This is a genomic window from Serratia sp. CoH_134_PS_4, from assembly GCF_058190535.1.
Genome location: NZ_JBXWKI010000025.1, coordinates 1 through 25,947 on the forward strand (window position 1 = coordinate 1; position 25,947 = coordinate 25,947).

General features: G+C 45.2%; 19 protein-coding genes. 18 read left to right on the forward strand and 1 reads right to left on the reverse strand.

The features are described from left to right. Nucleotides 1-32 precede the first annotated feature (32 nt). From AC2FCQ_RS23965 to gnd, 18 genes are all read left to right on the forward strand, one after another. Entirely contained in the window at nucleotides 33-2,855 is a 2,823-nt protein-coding gene (locus tag AC2FCQ_RS23965; RefSeq protein WP_490639908.1) for a beta strand repeat-containing protein, read from the forward strand. A 388-nt stretch (nucleotides 2,856-3,243) separates the two neighbouring features. Further along, entirely contained in the window at nucleotides 3,244-5,010 is a 1,767-nt protein-coding gene (locus AC2FCQ_RS23970; RefSeq protein ID WP_209632464.1) for a type I secretion system permease/ATPase, read from the forward strand. 53 nt (nucleotides 5,011-5,063) lie between these two features. Then, the gene (locus AC2FCQ_RS23975; RefSeq protein WP_209632465.1) at nucleotides 5,064-6,395 is read left to right on the forward strand and encodes an HlyD family type I secretion periplasmic adaptor subunit; all 1,332 of its coding nucleotides are present in this window, start codon (nucleotides 5,064-5,066) and stop codon (nucleotides 6,393-6,395) included. A 2-nt stretch (nucleotides 6,396-6,397) separates the two neighbouring features. After that, on the forward strand, nucleotides 6,398-7,774 hold the full coding sequence (locus AC2FCQ_RS23980; protein WP_490309134.1) for a TolC family outer membrane protein: 1,377 nt from the start codon (nucleotides 6,398-6,400) through the stop codon (nucleotides 7,772-7,774). A gap of 678 nt (nucleotides 7,775-8,452) precedes the next feature. Continuing rightward, entirely contained in the window at nucleotides 8,453-8,620 is a 168-nt protein-coding gene (locus tag AC2FCQ_RS23985) for a hypothetical protein (RefSeq protein ID WP_490309135.1), read from the forward strand. A 15-nt stretch (nucleotides 8,621-8,635) separates the two neighbouring features. Next, on the forward strand, nucleotides 8,636-9,562 hold the full coding sequence (locus AC2FCQ_RS23990) for an acyltransferase family protein (RefSeq protein ID WP_490309136.1): 927 nt from the start codon (nucleotides 8,636-8,638) through the stop codon (nucleotides 9,560-9,562). A 130-nt stretch (nucleotides 9,563-9,692) separates the two neighbouring features. Continuing rightward, on the forward strand, nucleotides 9,693-11,117 hold the full coding sequence (locus tag AC2FCQ_RS23995) for a mannose-1-phosphate guanylyltransferase/mannose-6-phosphate isomerase (protein WP_490309137.1): 1,425 nt from the start codon (nucleotides 9,693-9,695) through the stop codon (nucleotides 11,115-11,117). 15 nt (nucleotides 11,118-11,132) lie between these two features. Beyond that, complete coding sequence (cpsG, locus tag AC2FCQ_RS24000; protein ID WP_490309138.1) at nucleotides 11,133-12,500, forward strand: phosphomannomutase CpsG; 1,368 nt, start codon at nucleotides 11,133-11,135, stop codon at nucleotides 12,498-12,500. Nucleotides 12,501-12,774: 274 nt separating this feature from the next. Continuing rightward, nucleotides 12,775-13,797 (forward strand): UDP-glucose 4-epimerase GalE, encoded by a 1,023-nt coding sequence (galE, locus tag AC2FCQ_RS24005; RefSeq protein ID WP_490309139.1) that lies wholly within the window; start codon nucleotides 12,775-12,777, stop codon nucleotides 13,795-13,797. A 484-nt stretch (nucleotides 13,798-14,281) separates the two neighbouring features. Next, the gene (gene galU / locus AC2FCQ_RS24010; RefSeq protein WP_490309144.1) at nucleotides 14,282-15,169 is read left to right on the forward strand and encodes a UTP--glucose-1-phosphate uridylyltransferase GalU; all 888 of its coding nucleotides are present in this window, start codon (nucleotides 14,282-14,284) and stop codon (nucleotides 15,167-15,169) included. A 339-nt stretch (nucleotides 15,170-15,508) separates the two neighbouring features. After that, complete coding sequence (locus tag AC2FCQ_RS24015; RefSeq protein WP_209632471.1) at nucleotides 15,509-16,276, forward strand: ABC transporter permease; 768 nt, start codon at nucleotides 15,509-15,511, stop codon at nucleotides 16,274-16,276. Further along, nucleotides 16,276-17,016 carry an ABC transporter ATP-binding protein gene (locus AC2FCQ_RS24020; protein WP_490309140.1) on the forward strand — a complete coding sequence of 247 codons (741 nt, stop codon included), beginning with the start codon at nucleotides 16,276-16,278 and terminating at the stop codon, nucleotides 17,014-17,016. The genes AC2FCQ_RS24015 and AC2FCQ_RS24020 overlap by 1 nt, the downstream gene beginning before the upstream one ends. A gap of 31 nt (nucleotides 17,017-17,047) precedes the next feature. Then, on the forward strand, nucleotides 17,048-18,943 hold the full coding sequence (locus tag AC2FCQ_RS24025) for a DUF4422 domain-containing protein (protein ID WP_490309141.1): 1,896 nt from the start codon (nucleotides 17,048-17,050) through the stop codon (nucleotides 18,941-18,943). A gap of 7 nt (nucleotides 18,944-18,950) precedes the next feature. Then, on the forward strand, nucleotides 18,951-20,105 hold the full coding sequence (gene glf / locus AC2FCQ_RS24030) for a UDP-galactopyranose mutase (RefSeq protein ID WP_209634144.1): 1,155 nt from the start codon (nucleotides 18,951-18,953) through the stop codon (nucleotides 20,103-20,105). Further along, complete coding sequence (locus tag AC2FCQ_RS24035) at nucleotides 20,102-20,998, forward strand: glycosyltransferase (RefSeq protein ID WP_209632474.1); 897 nt, start codon at nucleotides 20,102-20,104, stop codon at nucleotides 20,996-20,998. The genes glf and AC2FCQ_RS24035 overlap by 4 nt, the downstream gene beginning before the upstream one ends. A 14-nt stretch (nucleotides 20,999-21,012) precedes the next feature. Further along, entirely contained in the window at nucleotides 21,013-22,158 is a 1,146-nt protein-coding gene (locus AC2FCQ_RS24040) for a glycosyltransferase family 4 protein (RefSeq protein WP_209632475.1), read from the forward strand. Nucleotides 22,159-22,171: 13 nt separating this feature from the next. After that, complete coding sequence (locus tag AC2FCQ_RS24045; protein ID WP_490658454.1) at nucleotides 22,172-23,362, forward strand: polysaccharide pyruvyl transferase family protein; 1,191 nt, start codon at nucleotides 22,172-22,174, stop codon at nucleotides 23,360-23,362. A 137-nt stretch (nucleotides 23,363-23,499) separates the two neighbouring features. After that, nucleotides 23,500-24,906, forward strand: coding sequence for an NADP-dependent phosphogluconate dehydrogenase (gene gnd, locus AC2FCQ_RS24050; protein ID WP_209632477.1), 1,407 nt, complete (start codon nucleotides 23,500-23,502; stop codon nucleotides 24,904-24,906). A 74-nt stretch (nucleotides 24,907-24,980) separates the two neighbouring features. Here the strand turns inward: gnd and AC2FCQ_RS24055 are convergent, their stop codons facing one another. After that, nucleotides 24,981-25,787, reverse strand: a complete 807-nt coding sequence (locus tag AC2FCQ_RS24055; protein ID WP_490309142.1) for a polysaccharide pyruvyl transferase family protein — start codon at nucleotides 25,785-25,787, stop codon at nucleotides 24,981-24,983. Nucleotides 25,788-25,947: the final 160 nt, after the last annotated feature.

Consider the following 25,947-nt stretch of genomic DNA (forward strand, 5'->3'; position numbering starts at 1 on the left):
GAACGGTCTGCGTTGTCGGGAAGATACGTGATCTGATCCTTCAACTCAGCAAAAGTTCGATTTATTCAACAAAGCCAAGCGCACCATCTGGGGCGGTTCTTTCTGGACTTTTGTCGAATGGTAATACTTTATCTCAAAATATTGCCACTTTAACGTCTCAACTTTCTAATTATGAAGGGTTTGACAGTACTATATTAGCTCAACAAAATAATTTCCAGCAGATCCTTAATGTTGCCTTATATAGTGGGGACGGTACGGCAGCTGGATTGGGGGGGACGACTGTCCGTGGAATCGCCTATGTAATGGGGACTGGTCCAACTGCTGATTTTTTAAATACTTATGGTACCGGGATCAACAATGGAAGTTTCACTGAGTTGAATGTGGCTACCGCATTATTGTTGACGAAGCAATCATTAGTAACTGCATCGGCATCGACATTTATTAACACAATTTTTAAAGCAGGATATTTACGTGCGCCTACTACTACTGAATTAAATACTTATTTAAATGAGCTCAGCTCCGGTACTAGCCGTGCACAGGTCATTGTTAATGTTTATGATTCCTTGAAGGCTATTACATCAGGCGCCGATCTCGCTGCTCAGCAAAAACTGGTTTTGAATTCGCCAAGCTATAGTGACGGATATTTACCGTCTAGTACTTTAATTAAAGAACAAGTCGCCTCAATCTTCTTATCCGTCCTTGACCGAGGCGTTGATACCGTTGGTCTGAGCAGTTATTCAAGACAGCTCGAGCGTGGAGCTAAGGTTTCTGCAGATGTGATCAAAGAAGCCCTGGGATCTGTTGAGTTCAAACTCCATTTTCCTCAGGGGATTACATTAAATGACTACATTCAGTTAATTTTTACAGATGTGCATGGTGTTGCGGCAACTAGCGCTCAACTTGCATACTACAATGGATTGGGTACGGATAGAGTCGTAATTACTCAAGCCATCATTAACGACCTTCGCACTTCAACAGCTACGGATGCCACTACTGTAACTCAGCAACATGGGTTTGAGTTTGATATCGGCACCAGCTTGCTGTACAAAACAGCTGCCTCATTAACTGCAACTGCTGCTGGCGGTAACGCTACTGGTACTGTTAACACGGGGGCTTCACATCAGATCAGCAACGCAGAAACCGCAGTGCTGCAAAATGTGCAATTAAACGCTAACGCAGCCAGTGTCGTTAATCTGAAGTTTGCCGATCATCTGGCAAACCTAACCATTAACGGTACCAGCGCAGCTACGGTTAACCTGTCAGACAATGGTGTTAACCCGGGTGTAGATATTACCGTAAACAACGGTAATGTCATTCTGAACGCCAGCTCCGGTTCAGATGATGTGGTTGTTACTTCGACCGCAAATATTGCCACCGGTACAGGCCAGTTTAACTTGGGTGCTGGTAACGACAGCCTGCACTGGGCTGGTAATGGTGTGTCAAACGGTGCCAACACAGTAGCTGCAGCTATCAAAGCTGATGGTGGCTCAGGTATTGACTCCATTTCCGCCAACTTTATCACCAAATCTGTGGTGACTAACCAAAACGCTTTGGGTATTCGTACCAGTGCTGTAACCAGTAACGCTAATAACTTCTCGAATTTCGAGCAGATTGACCTGACGGGTTATATTGGTAAATCTGTTGGTACCCTGATTACCACGCCATTGATTGGTTCACCGACTACGACCAGTGTAACGACGCCGATACATGTCTTCGATTTTGGTTTAACCAATGGGACAGCTACGGTTGAAGGGACAACTGGAGGGACCGTGACTCAAGGTGCTGCGGCGACCAACTTGGGCGCACAGGGCTTTGTTATTTCCGGTTTGGCCAATGCCAGTGTAATTAACGCTGCTGGCGGCACCGCTGCACAATTGGAAGTAAAAGGGGACGCAACCTCTGCGAGTACCTTGAGCTTCACTTTTGTCCAGAATGCGACTGACCATTTCAATATTAACTTTGATGCGGTGAGTTCTGCGAACGTGAATGCGGGTGCTATCAGCTTGAACAGCAGCAGTAGCGCATTGCTGGGTACTGCGTTGGGTACGGTAAATATTGCTTCTGGCGGTACGGGTTCGTTTAGCAACATTATGTCTCTGGCGGGTACCAACGCACAGGTTCAGACGATCAATGTCACAGGTGACCATGCTCTGAATTTAGCTGTAGCTGCCGGCTTCAGCAATGTGCGTGATATCAATGCGTCCACCAATACCGGTGGCCTGAATCTTGATTCAAGCCATGCGGGTACCGGTGATGGTATCATCGTGCAACTGCTGAATGCTCTGCCATTGAGTGCAGTAACTACTGCGCTGTTAACCCCACTGCTGAATACTCTGGGCTTGAATGGTTACCAACTGACGGTTGAAGGTTCGACAACTGCGGATAGTTTCAACATATTGGGCAATACTACGTTGACTGGCGGTGCAGGTGCAAATACGTACGACCTCAAGTCCAGTAATACCCAGGCAGGCGTTACCATTACTGACTTCAGTACCGCGAAGGATAAGATTGTCGATGCCGCATCTGGTTTGACTCTGTCCAATACCGGGACATCAGTTGCCGATTATGGTACACGCTCAGCTGATACCTTAGACGCGTTGCTGGGATCACTGGTTGGCGGTTTGACTACCGGTGTTGTAGGGCTGCTGGGCGGTATTCTCGGCCTAAGCAACCCGAACTCACTCACTGCTAAAGTGGGGGTGGCGTCAGTGGTGTTCAGCGGTACGGGCAATAATGCTGACTCCTATGTGATTATTGATAATAACAATAACCACACATTGGATGCTAATGACACCGTCATCTACCTGACGGGCCAAAACCATCAGCAATTGGTAAGCAATCTGCATTACGCATGAGTGTAAGCACTGCAGGGTAATAGTTTCTAAAGAAACTGTTATCTATTAAATAATACGGGGAGGATATTCTCCCCGTTTTTTTTAATTTGTGATCGGCATCATTATCTATACGTTATTCCTTTCCGCCGCAATTCCCCTTATGTTCTTCATGTCTTTTATCTTGTTGTTTTTTTTGATTTTAGTTGGCACCACTTCGCTGGTTTTTTTTCGTGTTCTACCTTGCTGATATGTGCTTTCTCTACCTATAGTTAAAAAAAGTATCTGCAGTCTCGAGCATGTTTGGGGAGTCTTCTTTAGGATTTTCTTTATTTTCATTATTTTTTAAGAATTTCCTTAGAAGTAATTGATGCGGATTGGGCTGACAGTGCACATGATGTAAGGGCAGAAAGTGAATCAATTTATACCGCGTAATGAAATTGCGGATGTTATACGGACACGTACCAAAGTCTTTTGGACCGTTGGCATATTCACCGCATTTATTAATTTGTTAATGCTTGTTCCTTCAATCTATATGCTCCAGGTGTATGACCGGGTGCTCCCATCACGCAATGAGATCACGTTGCTGATGTTGACGCTGATTATGCTGGGAATGTTCGGCATGATGGCGTTGCTGGAGTATGTGCGCAGCATGGTGGTGATTCGCATCGGCAGCCAATTGGATATGCGATTAAATACACGGGTTTACACCGCTGCGTATGAGTCTAATCTCAAAAATGGTTCCTCTGACGCAGGGCAAATGCTCGGTGATTTGACCACCGTACGGCAGTTTCTGACGGGCAGCGCGTTATTTGCTTTTTTCGATGCACCCTGGTTCCCGATTTATCTGCTGGTGATTTTCCTGTTTAACCCTTGGTTGGGTCTGTTCGCGCTGGTTGGTTCACTACTGCTGATCGCGCTCGCCGTGGTCAACGAGATGGTATCGAAAAAGCCCCTGGCTGAAGCTAGCAAGCTCTCGATCATGTCCTCAAGCTTGGCTAGCACCAATCTGCGTAATGCCGAAGTGATCGAAGCATTAGGCATGTTGCCGAACTTAAAAGGCCGATGGTTTAACCTGCATCAGCGTTTCTTGAATAGTCAGCGTATAGCCAGTGAGCGCGCTACTACCGTAACCTCAATCACTAAGTTCGTTCGCCTTTCTCTACAGTCTCTCGTGCTGGGGTTGGGCGGCTGGTTGGCGATTGACGGCCACATCACTCCGGGCATGATGATTGCCGGCTCGATTCTGATGGGGCGTACGCTTGCTCCTATCGAGCAGGTCATTAACGTCTGGAAAAGCTGGAGCTCGGCCAAATTATCCTATCAGCGATTGGTGAAATTGCTGGATAAGCACCCACCGCGCGGTATGGGTATGTCCTTGCCACGGCCGGAAGGGATTGTCTCTGTTGAAGGGGTGACGGCCACACCTCCGGGATCGAAGGCGGATGCGGTATTACATAATGTCAGCTTTGCCATTCAACCGGGTGATGTGTTGGGGATTATCGGCCCAAGTGCTTCCGGTAAGTCAACGCTGGCGCGTTTGCTCGTCGGTATCTGGCCGGTTAGCGAGGGTATCGTGCGGCTCGATAATGCCGACATATACCAATGGAACAAAGACGAACTGGGGCCCTATATCGGTTATTTACCGCAGGATATTGAGTTGTTCGGTGGCACTATCGCCGAAAATATCGCGCGGTTTAACGAACTGGACGCAGAAAAGGTCATCGAGGCCGCTAAACTGGCCGGCGTGCATGAGCTGATACTCCGTTTTCCAAACGGTTATGACACGATCATCGGCAGCGGTGGGGCGGGATTATCCGGCGGGCAAAAACAACGTATTGGTTTGGCGCGCGCACTGTATGGCGATCCGTCCCTGGTCGTACTGGACGAGCCTAATTCCAATCTTGATGATGCCGGTGAAAAAGCGCTGAATCAGGCAATACTGTTCCTTAAACAGCGTAATAAAACGGTGATTCTGATTACTCACCGTACCAACTTGCTGTCGATGACCAGCAAGCTATTGCTGTTAGTGAACGGCACCGTCAATGCATTTGGCCCTACGCAGCAGGTGTTGCAAGCGCTGAGCAATGCGCAAAAGGCGCAAACCCCGCAGCAAGCGGTGCGTGCAGTCAATTCCGAGCCGGACGAAGGCAATATCCCAAAAACTCAAATTAATTAAGCTGTGAACTTGCCGGCGGCGCTGAGGCGCTGCCTGCAGTCAAAGGAGTTGGTATGTCTACGCACATTGGCGAGCCGCAAGACTCGTATTCAGAACAAATCCCACAGGATGAGCGGCGCTTTACCCGCATGGGGTGGTTAGTGGTTGGTCTTGGTCTGTTTGGTTTTTTCGCATGGGCAGCGTTTGCGCCACTGGATAAAGGGGTCGCGTCACCTGGCTCGGTCACCGTTTCTGGCAATCGCAAAACGGTACAGGCACCGGCCAGCGGTATCATCAAAAACATTGCAGTTAAAGAAGGCGACAAGGTTAAAGCGGGCGAGGTGTTGGTGCAATTGAGTCAGGTACAGGCTCAGGCACAGGTTGATTCTCTTCGCGATCAGTATTACACCACATTGGCCACTGAAGGCCGTCTGCTTGCTGAACGCGACGGTTTAAGCAAGGTCACTTTTTCCCCCGTTTTCGAACAAATCCAGGCTCAGCCACGCGTAGCCGAAATCATCGCATTACAAACGCAGTTATTTTCGTCTCGTCGCCAAGGGCTACAAAGCGAAGTTGATGGCTATAAACAGTCTATGGACGGTATGCGCTTTCAACTGAAAGGCTTGCAGGATTCTCGGGTTAACAAACAGATCCAGCTTTCCAGCCTCCGTGAGCAGATGAACAGCATGAAGCAATTAGCCGCGGACGGTTATTTACCGCGTAACCGCTATCTGGAAGTGCAGCGTCAATTTGCGGAAGTGAACAGCAGCATTGATGAAACCGTCGGACGAATTGGCCAGGTACAAAAACAGCTGCAGGAGTCTCAGCAACGGATCGATCAGCGGTTTGCCGACTATCAGCGTGAGGTCAGAACCCAACTGGCACAGACTCAGATGGACACCAGCGAGTTCAGAAACAAGCTGGAAATGGCGAATTTTGATCTTGGTAATACGGCTATCACTTCGCCGGTGGATGGCACCGTCGTCGGATTGAATATCTTTACTCAGGGGGGCGTCGTGGGAGCGGGTGACCACCTGATGGACGTTGTACCCAGCCAGGCTACTCTGGTGGTTGATTCTCGCCTTAAGGTAGAGCTGATTGACAAAGTGTACAACGGGTTGCCGGTGGATTTGATGTTTACCGCTTTCAACCAGAACAAGACCCCGAAAATCCCGGGGACGGTGACATTGGTTTCTGCCGACCGATTGGTGGACAAAACCAATGGCGAACCCTATTACCAAATGCAGGTTACCGTTTCCCCAGAGGGCATGAAATTGCTCAGTGGGGAAGACATTAAACCCGGTATGCCTGTTGAGGTCTTTGTGAAGACCGGTTCGCGTTCACTGTTAAGTTATCTGTTTAAACCTATTTTGGATCGCGCTCATACTTCATTAACCGAGGAATAATTTTGATTCAATTTAAACGACAGGTTGCTGGCCTTACTATCAGTACCCTCTTGTTTGCGATATCTGCGCCGGTTCATTCGATAGGGATTATAGACGCATATTCGCTGGCACTTGAGAAAGATCCGACCTTCCGGGCGGCAATAAAAGAGAAAGAAGCGGGAGACGAAAACGAAAACATCGGCAGGGCGGGGCTGCTGCCGAAGGTATCACTTAATTATCAGAACTCACCGAGAAACTGGCAGACGCAGAAGTATCCGTCGAGCGACTTTTTTGGCAATGTGAGCGAAGTGACTCAACGGCAGCAGTACCGCAGTTATTCCAGTTCGGTAACGCTGACGCAGCCGCTGTTCGACTATGAGGCTTATGCGCGCTATAAGGCTGGTGTGGCGCAGACTTTGATGTCTGACGAACGCTACCGCGGCAAGTTTCTGGACTTGGCGGTACGGGTGATCTCTGCCTATGTTGAAGTGGCTTATTCCAAAGACCAAATCGCTTTGGCTTCAGCGCAAAAGGCGGCTTATAAAGAGCAGTTGGCACTGAATGATCGTTTGATGAGTGCAGGGGAAGGCACCATTACTGACGTTTCTGAAACTCAGGCTCGCTATAGCTTGGCAGAAGCTCAGGAGATTGAAGCGCGCGATGCGTTAGATTCGGCTCAGCGTGAGCTCGAGGTCATTATTGGCGTGCCACTTAACGAACTGGATGAGGTACAGGTGTTGCGTCCTGGGAAATTCCAGGTAGCGCCATTGATTCCTTCAAAGTTTGAAGAGTGGCAAAAAATCGCTCTCGAAAATAACCCGATGCTGGCTGCATCACGTCACGGCGTTGATGCAGCGAAGTATGAGGTAGAGCGTAACCGCGCGGGCTTTATGCCGCAGGTGCAGCTTTATGCTTCACACTCGGAAAACGACTCCAGTAGCGATAACACGGTCAACCAGAAGTACCGCACCGACAGTATCGGTGTGCAGGTAAGTATGCCTATTTATGCCGGCGGCGGCGTTTCCGCCTCGACTCGCCAGGCGGCGGCACGATATGGCCAAGCGATGTATGAAATGGATACGCAAGTCGGCAGTACGCTGAACGATCTGCGTAAACAATTCAATCTGTGCATCAGTAGCCGGGCCAAGTTGGCTGCATACGAATTGGCGGTTAAATCAGCGACCACGCAGGTAACGGCAACACGTCAGAGTGTCTTGGCGGGGCAGCGCGTTAACGTTGATGTGCTCAATGCAGAACAACAACTCTACAGCGCCCAGCGTGACCTGGCTTCGGCCAAGTACACCTACATAAAATCCTGGATCACATTGTTGAGCGATTCGGGAACGCTGGATGAAAAGGATGTTAAGCGCGTAGCGCAGTATTTCTCCATGAATCGTTGAGTAATAATGAGGTTGATAGCTTCTTGAGTCTAAGTATAAATCTGAAAGAGCAGCCAAAAGCTGCTCTTTCGGTGTTTTATACGTTATGTTACTGCGTGTATAGAGTTGGGGGAGCATGACCTGTGCCGTTTTCATCAAGGTATTATTATATCACCGACTTGAGAGTGTCCATCTCAATGAGAAATGGCACTTTTTCTATGATTGGTTCATAAACCATGAAAAAGGGAATTGCGCAGTTTTGCCTGTAACACAGGGCACAATATGGTAGTGAAAATCAGTGATTGGCAACTGTAAGCTAAGGGCGGTAGCGTGTCTTGCATTCTATCAATATTTCGTTAAGTTGAGCTTCAGTGAGGAAGTTGGTAGGTGATTGCTGTGATTTATGACATAAGGGGGGGCACTATTTTGGGGTTGTTTTTCGAAGTAAAGTCGAATTCTTAAATAAATGCATAATGAGAGACGATTACTCACTATATCGTTAGAATTATGGATATCAGTAAGAGCGGTTTTAATAGTTCCTTGAGGCGTTTTTTAAAGAAAACACTTTGATGTATAATGATTTTTATTTTTTTTGTCAATATCTCCTTTCGGCGTATTATTTTTGGCGTGGAGGCGATTGTCGTATAAAACCATCAGCCATTAAGGTTGAGTATCGCTATTAATATGACGGAGTAAACTATGCCTGAGAAATCCTTTGTTCATAACCAGGTGATTTCTACGCAGTCAGATATAAGTGTAAAAGCTAGTGCTGAAAATAAAGAACCTATTCGGTTGGAGTATGTCGACTCTATACGTGGAATAGCTGCAATTAGCGTGGTGATTGCGCACTTCATCGTTCCTGTATAAGGTTATGATAGGTTTTTGTTTTCCCATCTTCTGGATATTGGGAAAATTGGCGTGGTGCTGTTTTTCATTATTAGTGGTTTTATTATCCCTTTCAGTTTTAGAAGAGAAAACGGAGGGGTCAAAGCATTTTTTATCTCTCGTTTCTTCCGTCTTTATCCTGGGTATTGGTTTTCATTACTTCTTTTTTTGGTTGTCTCATTTTCTTTTGGAAAAGAATTTCCGGCGCATCAAATATTGGCCAACATGACAATGATTCAAACTGCTTTTGGGGTTAGAGACATAGTCGGTGTTTATTGGACATTGTTTATAGAGCTGGTCTTTTATTTTTTATGTGTGATTGCATTTATCCTTGGACTTTTAAATAAGCCCTACTTTAACATTTTTTCCTCTTTAGTTATGCTTGGTATTGCGGTGATCATGGGAATGGTTAAACGTAAGCTAGAGGTAGCTTTGCCTGTGGCATTACCACTTGCGTTATCATTAATGGCTTTTGGTGGTCTATGGCGTTCATACTTGTTAGAGGCTAATTTTATTGCCAAAAAGTTAGCGAACAGATATATATTTGTATTCATAGTTACAATACCTATTGTCAGTTTTTTGTCGTACGGAATGGAACCTGGTAATACTCTGCGTTATACGCTGACTTATTATATAAGCATGTTTTTGTTTTTACTATTAACTACACGGTTGAAAATAAGAAACAAATACATGGTTTTTATGGGGGTTATTAGCTATTCCATGTATCTAATTCATCCGAGCTTACTAATTGTTTATGAGAGGCTTACTTTCAACTCTGTTGACGAAATTAGGTATTTTTGGGGTGTGGTAGGTATTATTCTGACGATCCCTGTGTCGTACTTTGTTTATAAGTTTATAGAATTGCCATCCATTATATTAGGGCGGAAAGTGAAGTCATATATGCTTAAGCCTAAAAATATATGAGTCCTCACATGTGTATGTGATTGGGCTATCTCATAGTCATGAATAAACTCTAGTTTATCTTGGCTGTGGGGGCTGTTCTGGTTTTTATTTTAGTTGTAGTGAAGTCTTATGATAAAAAAAGGGTTAATTTATGTCGAAAATAATTCCTGTGGTAATGGCCGGTGGCACTGGGAGCCGGTTGTGGCCGCTGTCGCGCGAATCATTTCCTAAACAATTCCTCTCTATTGATGACAGTGGATTCAGCTTGTTGCAGCAAACTTTGCAACGTCTATCTGGATTGAATGGGATCGAAGTAGCCGCACCTTTGGTTATCTGCAATGAAGAACACCGTTTTCTGGTTGCAGAACAACTGCGTGAAATTGATCAGCTGGCGACCAACATTATCCTAGAGCCTGTGGGACGCAATACTGCTCCTGCTGTAGCGTTGGCTGCACATCTGGCCGCAGAAGAAGACGATGGCAGCATACTGTTGGTATTGGCAGCCGATCATTTGATTAAAAAGGTGGAAAACTTCCACTCGGCAATAAAAACGGCTGTTCAGCATGCTACCGAAAACAGCTTGGTGACCTTTGGTATTATTCCTGGGCATCCAGAAACGGGTTATGGCTATATCAAGCGTGGCAGTGAGATTTCAAGCGAATGCTTTAAAGTCGACGCTTTTGTGGAGAAGCCTTGTCTGGAAAAAGCCATTGAATATCTGGCGAGCGGTGAATTCAGTTGGAACAGTGGCATGTTCATGTTTAAAACGGCCAAGTTCCTGCAAGAGTTGGAGCGGTTCAGCCCCGAAATTTTCGCTACAACACAGCAGTCTGTGGTCGACAGCCAACGCGACATGAACTTTATTCGTGTTGATCAGGAGATATTTAAACATTGCCCAAGTGATTCTATCGATTACGCAGTGATGGAAAAAACGCGAGATGCTGTGGTGATCCCGATTGATGCCGGCTGGAGTGACGTCGGTTCATGGTCATCGCTGTGGGAAGTCTCTGAAAAAGATGAATTAGGGAATGTGAAGGTCGGTGAGATTATTTCCATTGATTCAAACAATAACTATATTTCATCCGATGCTGCGTTAGTTGCTACCATCGGTTTAGACGACCTGATAGTGATCAACACCAATGATGCGTTGCTGATCTCGACTAAGGACAGAGTTCAGGACGTTAAGAAAGTGGTTGATGAGCTAAAAAAACGTAATCTTCATCACTTCCGGCAACATTCCTCCTCCTATCGCCCGTGGGGCAAAATATGTGATATCGACAACGGTGAGCACTTCCAGGTAAAAAAGATCATTGTTCGCCCCGGAGAAGGACTATCTGTCCAACGCCATCTTCATCGTGCCGAACACTGGGTGGTCGTCAGTGGCACAGCAAAAGTGAATGTCGATGATAAAGCGTTCTTCTTATCAGAAAACCAATCCACATTTATCCCTGCAGGGAGTGTCCATACGCTGGAAAATCCAGGGAAAATAGATCTTGAGATCATCGAAGTCAGATCAGGGTTTTACCTGGAAGAAGATGATATTGAGCGTTTACACGATCGGTACGGCAGAGTCTAATTAAAGGGTTTGGTGATGGAAAAGTTAACGTGTTTTAAAGCTTATGATGTTCGCGGTAAACTAGGTGAAGAATTGAATGATGATATTGCCTACCGTATTGGTCGTGCTTATGGCGAGTTCCTAAAGCCAAAGAGCATTGTGCTGGGTAGCGATGTACGCCTGACCAGCGAAAGCCTGAAGTTATCCCTGGCAAAAGGGTTACAAGATGCGGGCACCGACGTTATCGACATTGGCATGACCGGGACTGAAGAGGTGTACTTTGCCACTTCACATCTGAAGGCCGATGGCGGCGTTGAAGTCACTGCCAGCCATAACCCGATCGACTATAACGGAATGAAATTGGTTCGTGAAGGTTCGCGCCCTATCAGTGGGGATACCGGCCTGCGCGCTATACAAGAGTTAGCGGAAAACAACCAATTCCCGGCCCCTTCTGCAGTGCGTGGCAGCTACATTCGTCAGGACGTGCTTGGTGCATATGTAGAACACATACTTTCATACGTTGACGTAAAAAACTTTAAACCGTTGAAACTGGTGATCAACTCAGGTAATGGTGCAGCCGGTCATGTGATCGACGCCATTGAAACATCACTTAAGGCTATGAACGCCCCGTTGGAGTTTATCAAAGTTCATCATCAACCAGACGGTACATTCCCCAATGGTATTCCCAACCCATTGCTGCCTGAATGCCGTGCAGATACCGCCAATGCGGTGCGCGAACACGGCGCGGATATGGGAATCGCTTTTGATGGTGACTTTGACCGTTGTTTCCTGTTTGACGAAAAAGGCGACTTTATTGAGGGATACTATATCGTTGGCCTGCTGGCAGAAGCTTTCCTGCAAAAACAACCAGGCGCAAAAATCATTCACGATCCGCGCCTGAGCTGGAACACGATTGATGTGGTGAGCGAGGCTGGCGGTGTGCCGGTAATGTCAAAAACCGGGCATGCTTTTATTAAAGAGCGTATGCGCTCGGAAGACGCTATCTATGGTGGTGAGATGAGCGCCCACCACTATTTCCGCGATTTTGCCTATTGCGATAGCGGCATGATCCCATGGTTGCTGGTCGCTGAATTGGTCAGTGTGAAAGGACAAACGTTGGGGCAGCTGGTGCAGGATCGTATTGCTGCTTACCCATCCTCCGGCGAGATCAACATCAAGTTGACTCAACCTGCGGCGTCTATCGAAAGCGTCAAACAGCATTATTTGGCGCAGGGCGGTGAGGTAGATTATACCGATGGTATCAGCATGGAGTTTGCCGACTGGCGTTTCAACCTGCGTTCATCCAACACTGAACCGGTAGTCCGGCTCAATGTTGAGTCACGCGCTAACGTTGCCTTGATGAAAGAAAAAACAGAAGAAATCCTGGCGTTGTTATCTCGTTAGCAACACACGATTCTTTTACTTCAAACAGGGCTGCTTGGCAGCCCTGTTTGCTGTGGTGAGGAAATCAAATGTCCAGACGATTTCACTTAGTGTTGGCATTGCTATCTTACTCATTTGATTTATCCTAACTCCCTGCGGTTGCATAGCTCTTGATAGTGTTTTTTGTTTGTTTTTGAGACGTAATTTTCTTGAACCCAATGTTTTAGGGCGTTTTTAATAAAGAAGATTAAAGATTTATAACTTTAGCGCATTAGGTGCGCGTGAGGAGTTGTTGATGGCAGTTTTAGTCACCGGCGGTGCCGGATATATTGGATCTCACACCGTCTTGACCTTACTGGAGCGTGGCGAAGATGTCGTTGTGCTGGATAACCTGTCGAACTCGTCAGAGGAATCATTGCATCGCGTAGAACAGCTGGCGGGCAAAGCAGCCACTTTCTATCAAGGTGACATCCTGGATGGGGAATGCTTGCGTCGCATCTTTGATACCCATGGTATCTCTTCTGTGATCCATTTTGCTGGCTTGAAAGCCGTCGGTGAATCAACACGCAAGCCGTTGGAGTATTATCAAAACAATGTTGCCGGGACTTTGGTATTGCTGGATGAAATGCGACGGGCCGGTGTACATCAGTTTATCTTCAGCTCTTCAGCGACGGTATATGGTGCGAACTCCCCAGTTCCTTATGTAGAAACCACACCGATAGGCGGTACCACGAGCCCCTATGGCACGTCGAAGTTGATGGTTGAGCAAATTCTGCAGGATTTCGCTAAAGCGGAGCCGCAATTTTCCATTATCGCTTTGCGTTACTTCAATCCGGTAGGTGCACACGAATCTGGTTTGATTGGTGAAGATCCCAACGGTATTCCAAACAATTTGTTGCCTTATATCTCTCAGGTAGCGATTGGCAAGCTTGAGAAACTGGGCATTTTTGGTGGGGATTATCCAACGGCAGATGGCACCGGGGAGCGTGATTACATCCACGTGATGGATCTTGCAGAAGGCCACCTGATGGCCATGGATTCCCTGAAGAAAGTCGAGGGTTTTAAAGCTTATAATCTGGGCGCTGGGATAGGGCACTCGGTATTGGCCATGGTACATGCTTTTGAAAAAGCATCTGGCAAGGAAATACCTTATCAGATATTGCCGCGCCGTGACGGCGACCTACCTGCATTTTGGGCTGATGCGAATCTTGCACGCCGTGAACTGGGGTGGGAAGTTCGACGTGGCATCGATGAAATGATGCGTGATACCTGGAATTGGCAAAAGAACAACCCACAGGGTTACCGCAGCAAGGATTAGTGAAAATCTAAGGATAATTCTAAAAAGCCCATATTCTATGGGCTTTTTTTATTGGTTTGGTTAGAGGCTTCCATTGAGACTAATTCTTATGAATTAATAATCATTCTCAACAAAGTGGGTTATAATAACCATTATCATTATAATCACGCTATCTATTAAGTTGTGATGTACACAAGACGGTGTATTGTACAAAGTTGTTCGTATTACTAATGTTTCATGCAGACCGGTGTCGTTATTTTGTTGTTAATTTTTAATGTGTTATTGGTTTTTTTTTTGACTCGTGGATAACGCTTAGACAGATAGCTTTTTGTCTATGTGGTGTTAATGTATTAACGCTCAACATCGGTGTATACTTCAGGCCGAAGAAAACTAATATCGTTTTGGCAGCACGCTTAAGAGCAACTAATGGCCATAAAACGTCATTGTGATGATTTTCTGACGTGTTGCATTAATGAAACTGAAGTTGTTGGGAGTCCCCACAGAAATGCTAAAAGCTGTCATTCCAGTCGCAGGTCTCGGTACCCGCATGTTACCGGCTACAAAGGCTATCCCGAAGGAAATGTTGCCGGTCGTTGACAAACCCCTCATCCAATACATTGTGAATGAATGTGTCGCTGCCGGCATTAAAGAAATCATTCTTGTCACGCATTCGTCAAAAAACGCTATTGAGAACCACTTTGACACATCGTTTGAACTGGAAAGCATGCTGGAGTCACGCGTTAAGCGCCAGTTGCTGGAAGAGGTGCAATCGATCTGCCCGAAAGGGGTCACGTTGATGCATGTGCGTCAGGGGCAATCCAAAGGATTAGGTCATGCAATTTTGTGTGCTCGTCCACTGATTGGCGATGAGCCTTTTGCTGTGCTGCTGCCAGATGTTTTAATGGATGATGTCGCATGTGATCTGGCAAAAGATAATCTGGCTAGCATGATCGCCAGATTTGGCGAAAATGGCCGTAGTCAGGTCATGGTAGAACCTGTGCCTGAAAAAGACGTATCTAAATACGGTGTAGTGGACTGCAGCGGTACGCCTGTGGCACCAGGGCAGAGCGTGCCGATGCACGCAATTGTCGAGAAGCCATCAATGGATGAAGCGCCTTCGAACCTGGCGGTGGTTGGCCGCTACGTGTTGGCTGCAGATATTTGGCCATTGCTTGAGAAAACACCTTACGGCGCGGGTGGTGAAATTCAGTTAACAGATGCGATTGCAATGCTGATGGAACAACACCCCGTAGATGCTTTTGCCTTGGTAGGACGTTCCCATGACTGTGGCGATAAGCTGGGCTACATGAAAGCCTTCGTTGAGTATGGCCTCCGTCATCCTGCGCAGGGCAAGGAATTTGCAGCATGGCTGAAAGACCAACTGGAAGCTTGAACTGACACTGTCTGATGAATCCAGCCGATTCCTAAAGTAAAATGAAACGGCTGGATGTAACGTAAAGCTGCACTCTCCCATGAAAGATGCATTGTTGTTATGGGGGAGTAAGATATGTGCTGTTTAATTTTTCAATAAAATTAATGGGTTATGGTTAGAGTGCTCTGGTTGCCGTAATGCCAGGGGCGGTAGCGTGGTTACAAAAACTCTTAAAAATTATCCTGAAGTTCACTCAGTCGATCCTGCGGTTTGGCAGTGTTGCTAATTATTATCGATGCCAGTTGAAATAATATTAGGTTTCAATTGTTAGGGAATTTTAATCTTAAATCGAGTTTCTATATGAAGTATAGTCTAGGTTATCTCTGGGATTTGGCTGCGGTCATTACAGAGAAAGAATTAAAAGTTAGATATAAAAGCAGTTTCTTTGGCTATTTATGGTCAATTGCTAATCCATTACTCTTTGCGATGATCTACTACTTCATCTTCAAGTTGGTCATGCGGGTTCAAATACCAAACTATACAATATTTATTATTACCGGGCTTTTTCCGTGGCAATGGTTCGCGAGTTCTACAACAAATTCACTATTTTCTTTTATTGCGAACGCCCAAATTATAAAAAAAACCGTTTTCCCACGCTCTGTCATTCCATTTAGCAATGTATTAATGGAGTGCTTGCATTTCCTATGTACTATACCAGTAATTATCGTATTTCTTTACATATACGATATGCGGCCCTCCATTGACTGGCTGTGGGGTATTCCTCTTATTGGCATTGCACAAATGCTTATGACCTTCGGCATTGCGATGATGTTGTCGACATTGAATCTGTTCTTCCGTGATCTAGAAAGATTCGTGACGTTGGGTATTATGCTTATGTTTTATTGCACACCCATACTTTACTCTGGAGATATGATTCCACAAGAGTATCGGTTTCTCATCGATTACAACCCGTTGGCAAACATGATTCTCAGTTGGCGCGATCTCTTCATGAATGGTGTTCTTGACTATCATCAGATCGGCATGCTCTATGGATATGCGCTGTTGTTTATCATCATTGGCGTTAGCATTTTCAATAAGTTGAAATACAGATTTGCAGAGATATTATAATGAGCGTAGCTATAGAGTTTAAAAATGTCACTAAGCGCTATCCGTTATACCATCATATTGGCTCTGGCATTAAGGAATTGATATTCAATCCGCGCCGCGCGTTAAGTTTGCTGAGTGGTCGTAGTTATTTGGCGATTGAAGACATCAGTTTCCAAGTGCAGAAAGGCGAGTCGGTTGCACTTATTGGTCGCAATGGTGCAGGAAAGAGCACATCACTTGGCTTAGTTGCCGGCGTGATGAAACCTTCATCCGGTACTGTAAGTGTCGTTGGGCGCGTTGCATCCATGTTGGAGTTGGGGGGGGGCTTTCATCCTGAGCTTACTGGAAGAGAGAATATTCGGCTTAATGCTACGCTGTTGGGTTTACGTCGCAAAGAGTTAAAACAGCGCCTGGATAAAATCATCGAGTTTTCCGAGTTGGGTGAATTTATCGATGAACCCATTCGTGTATATTCAAGCGGCATGCTGGCGAAGTTGGGTTTTTCCGTTATCACGCAGGTTGATCCTGATATTTTAATTATCGATGAAGTCTTGGCAGTCGGTGATATTTCATTTCAGCGTAAATGTATTGATACCATCAACGAATTTAAGAAAAAAGGTGTGACAATTCTATTTGTTAGCCATAATCTTTCAGATGTCGAAAAGATTTGTGATAAAGTTATTTGGATTGAAAACCATAAAATGAAGGATATGGGGGATGCCCATTCTATTATTTCCCAATACAGGGAAGCAATGTCATGATTTTTATGATTTTAATCACTAGGTAATCTGAATGAACAATATCAAAATATATACTTGCCACCATAAACCAAGTGAATTTCTTGACTCAACCTTGATTCAGCCAATCCATGTTGGAAAGGTTAATAGTTTAAGCGAAATTGGCTGTTCAGGTGATGACACTGGCGATAATATCTCGTTTAAGAACCCTTTTTACTGTGAATTGACAGCTCATTATTGGGTGTGGAAAAATGCAAAACCTGCAGATTATGTTGGGTTTATGCATTATCGCCGCCATTTCAATTTCTCAGAAAATCAAAATGCCTCTGAAGATAACTGGGGTGTAGTCAATCATGAGAGGGTTGATAGTGTATATCATAAAAAATTTGGCTTAAACGATAAAAGCATCACTCAGTGCTTGGCCGATGTTGATATAATACTACCAAAAAAATGGGACGTAAGCGCGGCAGGCAGTAAAAACAACTATCAACACTATAAAGTTTCTAATTATCTGCATATCGAAGATTACGATACAGCATTGGAAATTCTTGAGCAGCTATACCCTGAGTATAAGTCAACAGCCGATAGGTTCAATAGTGATTCAAAAGGCTATTACACGAATATGTTCGTCATGAGAAAAGATATATTTGATGATTATTCGACATGGCTTTTTTCTATCTTAAATAAACTAGAAGATAAAATTCGGTTTAAAAATTATAATTCTCAAGAAAAACGAGTGGTTGGCCATATTTCAGAACGCCTGCTGAATATTTATGTTAATTATCAAATTGAGCTGCATGGTTTCAAAATCAAGGAATTGCAAAGAACTTTTGTTCAGCAAGAAACCTCCAATGCTAAATTGAACCCAGCATTCCCTATTAATAATGTTCCGATCGTTATTTGCTTTGATAATAACTACGCCATTAGCGGTGCTGCACTACTTAACTCGATTATCAAAAATGCCAATCCGAAAGTAAACTATGATGTGGTTGTCCTGGAGAATGGTGTTTCTTTAACTAACAAAAAACGTTTCTTTTCGTTGATTTCTGGATTCGATAATGTCAGTTTGCGTTTCTTCGACGTTAATGCTTTCTCTGAAATAAAAAGCGTCTTTACGCGTGCACACTTCAGCGCGGCAACTTATGCACGCTTGTTTATCCCTAAACTCTTCGCTGATTTTGAGAAGGTTATCTTTATCGATTCGGACACTGTGGTTGAAAGTGACTTGGCAGCCCTGATGGATGTGCCGATGGATAATAACCTGGTGGCGGCGGTAAAAGATATCGTGATGGAAGGATTCGTTCTATTCGGGGCAATGTCACAATCTAGCGATGGCGTGATGCCTGCGAAAGAGTACTTGTCGACCTCATTGGGTATGACGGACACTGACGGATATTTTCAGGCCGGAATTTTAGTATTCAACATTGTGCAGATGAATCGTGAGAATACGTATGCCTGTCTAATGGATGCGATGAAAAGTAAGTCTTATTGGTTCCTGGACCAAGATATCATGAATAAGGTATTCCATGGTCGCGTGTATTATTTACCGCTTGAGTGGAATGTTTATCATGGTAACGGCAATACCGAGGATTTCTTCCCCAACTTGCCTTTCGCCACCTATATGCGGTTTCTTGAGGCGCGCAGTAATCCGAAGATGATACATTTTGCCGGGGAGAATAAGCCTTGGAATACACGTCACGTGGATTTTTTCGATAACTATCATAAAAATATCGTTAATACGCCTTGGGCTCTCGAGGCTTACGAGCGTCTTATCAGTTCTGCTGCCATTTTGCCTGCAGGACAGAAAAAAGCAGCAGTGCCAGTGCTGTTGCAGACAAAGTTGAAGAACACTTTGATGCCAATGCTTAATCGCTTGGCGCCAAAGGGAACGTCGCGTCGGAATATTATGACAAAATATTTCTATAAAATTAGGCGCGTAATTATTGGATAATATAATGATGAATAGCAAAAGAATATTAATCGTAGGTGCCGGATTCTCTGGTGCGATAATCGGTCGTCAATTGGCCGAACAAGGGCATTTGATCCAGATTATTGATAGCCGCGATCATATTGCCGGGAACTGCTACGATGCCCGGGATGCGAAAACTGATGTTATGGTGCACACCTATGGCCCCCATATCTTCCATACTGACAATGAGCAGGTATGGAATTTTGTTAATCAGTATTCGACGATGATGCCTTATGTTAATCGTGTTAAGGCGACTGTTAATGGCCAAGTTTTCTCGTTACCAATAAATTTGCATACGATTAACCAGTTCTTTAAAAAGACCTGTTCACCGACGGAAGCCAAAGCCCTGATCGCGGAAAAAGGCGATAGCAGCATTACGGAACCTCAGTCATTTGAAGATCAAGCGTTGCGTTTTGTTGGCCGAGAGCTCTACGAAGCATTTTTTAAAGGTTACACCATCAAGCAGTGGGGAATGTCACCCGCTCAGCTGCCAGCCTCGATTCTCAAGCGTTTACCTATTCGCTTTAACTATGATGATAATTACTTTAATCATAAGTTTCAGGGGATGCCGAAAGACGGCTATACCAAGATGGTAGAAGGTATTCTGGATCATCCTAATATCTCTGTGTCGCTTGGTACTCATTTCCAGGCGGAAGAGCGCGGAAACTATGCTCATGTATTTTATAGCGGCCCGCTGGATGCGTTTTACGGTTTCCAATTCGGTCGTTTAGGCTACCGCACACTGGACTTTGAGAAATTCTCTGTGGAAGGAGATTATCAAGGCTGTGCCGTAATGAACTATTGTGAGCAATCGGTGCCTTATACCCGCATAACTGAGCACAAATATTTCTCTCCGTGGGAGCAACATGAAGGGTCTGTTTGCTATAAAGAGTACAGCCGCGCATGTGATGACGACGATATCCCTTACTATCCGATTCGGCAGGTTGGTGAAATGAGCCTGTTGGAAAAATACGTCGATTTGGCTGAGAAAGAACAAAATATAACCTTTATTGGTCGCCTGGGTACCTACCGCTACTTGGATATGGATGTGACTATCGCCGAAGCGTTGAAAACTGCTGAACTCTATCTTGCCAGTTTAGATCAGACGACTGCTATGCCGGTGTTTACGGTCAGCATCAGATGAAAACCGCGGCGTTAATTGTTACTTTCAACCGCCTGGAAAAATTGAAACAATGTTGGACGGCAACCGCTGCGTTGCCGTTTGATCACATTGTTATTGTTGATAACGCTTCAACTGACGATACAGAAATTTGGCTGAAGAATATCGAAGATCCACGTCTGCATGTGGTAAGTGCCGATCAGAACAACGGCGGTGCGGGAGGCTTTAAGCTGGGTTCCAAGTTCGTCGCGGAAAAAATAGACGCCGATTGGGTGTTTATGTTTGATGATGATGCTTACCCGGATACAGATTTGCTGAGACGTTTTGTTAGTGTGGCAAAGTCTAAACATGATGCGTACTGTTGTCGGGTAGTGGATATGCAGGGGGCGCTTTGCAAAATGAACGTGCCTTTCAGTAAAATGCCGACCTCGTTGCTAAAGACGTTAGATTATATTGTCCGGCCATCTCGCTATACTCCTGCAGAGTCGACGGCGTCGGAGGTGGTGACTCTTTCATTTGTTGGTGCAATAATTCGCAAAGACGTTTTAGCTGCCAATATTGAGTCTATCTGGTCAGAACTCTTTATTTATTATGATGATCTTTACTTCTCTTACAGGTTGAATCAACAGGGATATCGATTCCGGTACTCGCCAGAGCTGCTGTTCTTGCATGATGTAGCATCGGCTAATGGGGGGATCAACCCTCCTTGGAAGGTATACTATCTGGTCAGGAATTTGCTGCTCTCCAGAATGTTGTTCAAAAAAAATGAGAGGCCTTACTCATTCGGAGCCATCGTGTTACGTATTGCTAAATATTTACTTTCTTTTACCTTCCAAGGTAACAAAATCGAATATATTAGATATGTAATGCGCGGTATTGTTGACGGTATATCACGTAAAAATGGTAAACGACATTAGCCGGTAAGAGTTAAATGAAAAAGATTTGTTATTTTATCAACTCAGATTGGTACTTTGAACTTCACTGGGTTGAGAGAGCACTGGCAGCTAAAACTGCTGGTTATGAGATTCATGTTGTCAGCCACTTTGTTGGGGACGACATTCAGCAAAAGCTGACCGAAAAAGGTTTCATTTGTCATGACTCTTCTATCTCAGAACAGTCTATTAACCCAATCAACTTCTTTAGTTCGTTGATTAAGGTATGGCAATTACTCAAAAGAATTAACCCGGATGTCTTACATTGCATCACCATCAAGCCTTGCCTGATGGGGGGATTTTTCGCCCGCTTTTATAACAAGCCCATCATTCTCGGCTTCGTTGGATTGGGGCGCGTGTTTATGGAAGATAAGCTGTCGATGAACGTCATTCGTTTCCTGACATTGCGTTCCTATAACCATATTTTCAAGAATGAGAAATGTCTGCTTGCGTTTGAGCATGAGCATGACCGCGATCGGCTCACCACACTGACTAAAGCAAAAAAAAGCCAAACGGTTGTGATCGATGGTGCCGGGATAGACCCGCATATTTACCATTATTCACTTGAAGTCAACCGTGAAAAGCCGGTTGTGCTATTCGCAAGCCGCCTGCTGTGGAGCAAAGGGTTGGGCGATCTGGTTGAGGTGAAAAAACGCCTTGCGCTCAAAGGTGTTGATTTTGTGCTTAACGTTGCGGGGATCTCTATCGTTGACGATTCTGACGCGATCCCCTTATCGAAAATTGAAGAGTGGCACCGTCAGGGACTAATAAATTGGCTTGGGCGCTGCAGTGATGTTTATAGCCTAATTAAGGCGTCTAACGTTGTTGCATTACCGTCCACGTATTCTGAAGGTATTCCCCGTATTTTGCTGGAAGCTTCATCAGTAGGTCGTGCTTGCATTGCCTACGATGTCGGTGGCTGCCAGAGTCTGATCATCGATGAGTATACTGGTAGTTTGGTAGAGAAACGTAATATCAATCTTTTGGCAGAAAAGTTAGAGAAGTTGCTCACCAGTCCCAAGAAACGCGTAGAGATGGGCGTTCGCAGCCGCGAACGTATTGAGAGTAAGTTCGCATCATCGTTGGTGATTGACGATACATTAAAACTCTATCGGCGCGCTATTGCTACTGGAAGTTATTCATAACAGGAGCATTATTTTGGCTTTTTTCGAGAAATTAAGGACGAAAAAGCACAATAAAGACATTCAGAACTCGTCTATTCCAAATAAAATTTTTTATCTAGTTTCCGCGTCAGGCATGCCAAATTTCGGTGACGATATGCTGACACGATATTGGATAAATGAATTACAACGAAAATTTCCTGGCTGTACTCTTTATCTGGATGCGGTTGACGCGGTCGTTGCAGCAGAACTTTTCCCCTCTGTGAAGTGTGTAGATTATCTCTGGCGTTTGGCTCAGGCATTGGGAGATAAAGGTTCAGTCGCCGGGAAATTCGGTGATCCTCACATTTTGCCGTTACGTGAGCGCTTAATGTCAGAGGTATTTGCCTCTGCACAAAGTATTCATTTACTAGGTGGGGGGTATATCAATGAGCTTTGGGGGGCCAACGCGCGTTTAATCGAATTGGCTGCTTATTTCGTCAAAAATCATCAACTTTCTTGTTATGCAACTGGATTGGGACTTCAACCACTTTCGCCCGAAAATGCCGCAAAGTTTGCGCCGTTTATTCGTCAGTTTGAGCATTTTGATGTGAGGGACTCGGCCAGTTATGAAGTATTAGCCCCCTTTGAGCTTCCTGCATTGGGTTTTACTGGTGATGATTATTTTGCTTTCCCTCATTGCCCTGCAGGACGTATCGTGGAACGTGAACACTTTACTCTGCACATGTGTGTCCACACGGAACTGTTCGAAGACAGTAGCCTGACTGAGGGGCTGTTGTCGTTATTACAACAGGTGATCACAAAATTTAGTCAAGATCATCCTTCTGCTGAAATCAAATTTTATGAATTCCGTCCCGGCTCTGACGGTGTGTTCTTTCGCCAAATACAAGAGCGATTTCCGCAGGTCGACTTCGTGCGTTTTGAACGAGTTTGGCAAGAGGGACTGGTATTCGCCGCCCATGATTTTTGCGTCAGTTCCCGCTTCCACTTTCAGGTGATTGCTGCCAGTCTCGGTGTCGGTGGGATAGCACTATCCTGGTCAGATTATTATGATAATAAATTTTCAAGTTTGCGAGTAATCTCTGATTGGCCGATGGTCAGGCCGGATATCTCCCTAGAGGCGTTGCTTCCTTTACTCTCAACGGCAACTGACTGCGATCATTGGGAAGGGAGGACGTTTATTCGCAAGGCTAAACAGAAATTATTGTCTCAACTGTATAATTTTTGACAAGTTGCAAGCAGCAGCAAAGCCTATCGCACCAATCACTACCCACGCGGCTCAATCCTGAGTTAACATGTGTGCCACATCACAAAACCTGTTGGCCAAAGTTGTTAACAGGGTCATCCTCAGACAGGAGTTCTTCAATGTCCAAGCAACAAATCGGCGTTGTCGGCATGGCGGTAATGGGCCGCAATCTGGCACTGAACATCGAAAGCCGTGGTTACACCGTTTCGATCTTTAACCGTTCAGGCGATAAAACTGATGAAGTTATTGCTGAGAATCCAGGTAAAAACCTGGTGCCGCACTACACCGTCGAAGAGTTTGTAGAATCTCTGGAAAAGCCACGCCGTATTTTGCTGATGGTGAAAGCGGGTGAAGCGACAGACAAGACGATTGCTTCTCTGACGCCACACCTGGATAAAGGTGACATTCTGATCGATGGTGGTAACACCTATTATCAAGACACTATCCGTCGTAACCGCGAACTGTCTGATCAGGGCTTCAATTTCATCGGTACCGGCGTGTCCGGTGGTGAAGAGGGTGCACTAAAAGGGCCTTCAATCATGCCAGGCGGCCAGAAAGAAGCTTACGAGCTGGTGGCGCCAATCCTGAAGAAAATCGCCGCGGTAGCGGAAGGTGAGCCTTGCGTGACCTATATCGGTGCTGATGGTGCCGGTCACTATGTGAAGATGGTACACAATGGTATCGAATACGGCGACATGCAGCTGATTGCTGAAGCCTATTCCCTATTGAAACAGGCGCTGAACCTGAGCAATGAGCAGTTGGCTGAGACCTTCGCAGAGTGGAACGAAGGTGAACTGAACAGCTACCTGATCGACATCACCAAAGATATCTTCACCAAGAAAGATGATGAAGGTAAATACCTGGTTGATGTGATTCTGGACGAAGCCGCCAACAAGGGCACCGGGAAATGGACCAGCCAAAGCTCTCTGGATCTGGGCGAGCCGTTGTCACTGATCACCGAATCGGTATTCGCGCGTTACCTTTCTTCACTGAAAGACCAGCGCGTTGCTGCGTCTAAAGTGCTGACGGGTCCTAAAGCGACGCCAGTCAGTGGCGACAAAGCTGAATTCATCGAGAAAGTACGCCGCGCACTGTATCTGGGCAAAATCGTTTCTTATGCACAGGGCTTCTCACAGCTGAAAGCCGCTTCCAAAGAAAACAACTGGGATCTGCACTACGGCGACATTGCCAAGATCTTCCGTGCCGGTTGTATCATCCGCGCCCAGTTCCTGCAGAAGATTACCGACGCTTACGCACAGGATGCGGATATTGCTAACCTATTGTTGGCGCCGTACTTCAAGCAGATCGCTGATGAATACCAGCAGGCACTGCGTGACGTGGTGTCCTACGCAGTACAAAACGGCATTCCTACGCCGACCTTCTCTGCGGCTATTGCGTACTACGACAGCTACCGTTCAGCAGTACTGCCAGCTAACCTGATCCAGGCGCAGCGTGACTATTTCGGTGCTCATACCTATAAACGCATCGACAAAGAAGGCGTGTTCCACACCGAATGGATGGAATAATTTTAATCTCTATTTTTTGAACGATAATAAAACCGCCTAGCTGATGCTTGGCGGTTTTCTCGTATAAATTACTATCATTTGATGAAATAAGTATTCGGATAATAGTTTATAAGTGAATGCTCATAGACAGATTCATTCTTATAATATGAGTTAGGATAGAAGTTTACTTCCATACCTAATAGTGAGCCTAAGATTGCAACATGTAGCCTATCGGTATCTACAGCTTTGTATTCTTGTAAAAAACTGATAAGCGAACGCGTTGAGTTCCTCGCCAGATCGACGTTATCCCAATAATCTCCGTTCCATGTCAGAGAAATGTCGTGATTATTTTCGTGCTGCTGCTTGGTCAACGATTCTGAGTCGGTGCGGTAGCAATATGCCTTACTTTTAGTGGGCCTGACGTTATTGATGTATTTCCCTTTATCCAGATAAAAGGCCATATCCTGCGTCAGGATAACAGACTCTCCAGGAATATATCCCAGTTTCAATAAACGTTCGTAAGAAGTTTTTTCACGGCAACATACAAAAAGGTGTGCTATATTTTCTTTAAAGAAATCCATATAGCCGAAAACTGTCGAAGGAAATATAATTACTTTTGCGAATTTTTCTAGATTATTTTTTATAAAATCACGCCCTTCGGCGTAATAACCCTCGATCAAATTCCCACCGCCACCAAAAAGAAGCACGTCTCTTTCTGGCGTATAGACTTCTGAAGCACAGAATGGTGAGTAATCAAAACCATTAGCGTCGAGGTAATCATAGGTCGCGGCAGCGATGACGCCATCACCTGCATTTCCTGGGTTTGCTTTATAGATGAAACGGTATTTTCTATAGAGTTCTCGTAACGTTGAGGTAAATTGATTTTCATTTTGATGGGACATTTTTAACCTCGTAAAATTCGATGATAGGTAAACAGAGAAACTATGCCTCATAGGCTCTCTCTCGTCACCTTACAGAAGTATCTGGGCTTTGTTGAATAAATCGAACTTTTGCTGAGTTGAAGGATCAGATCACGTATCTTCCCGACAACGCAGACCGTTC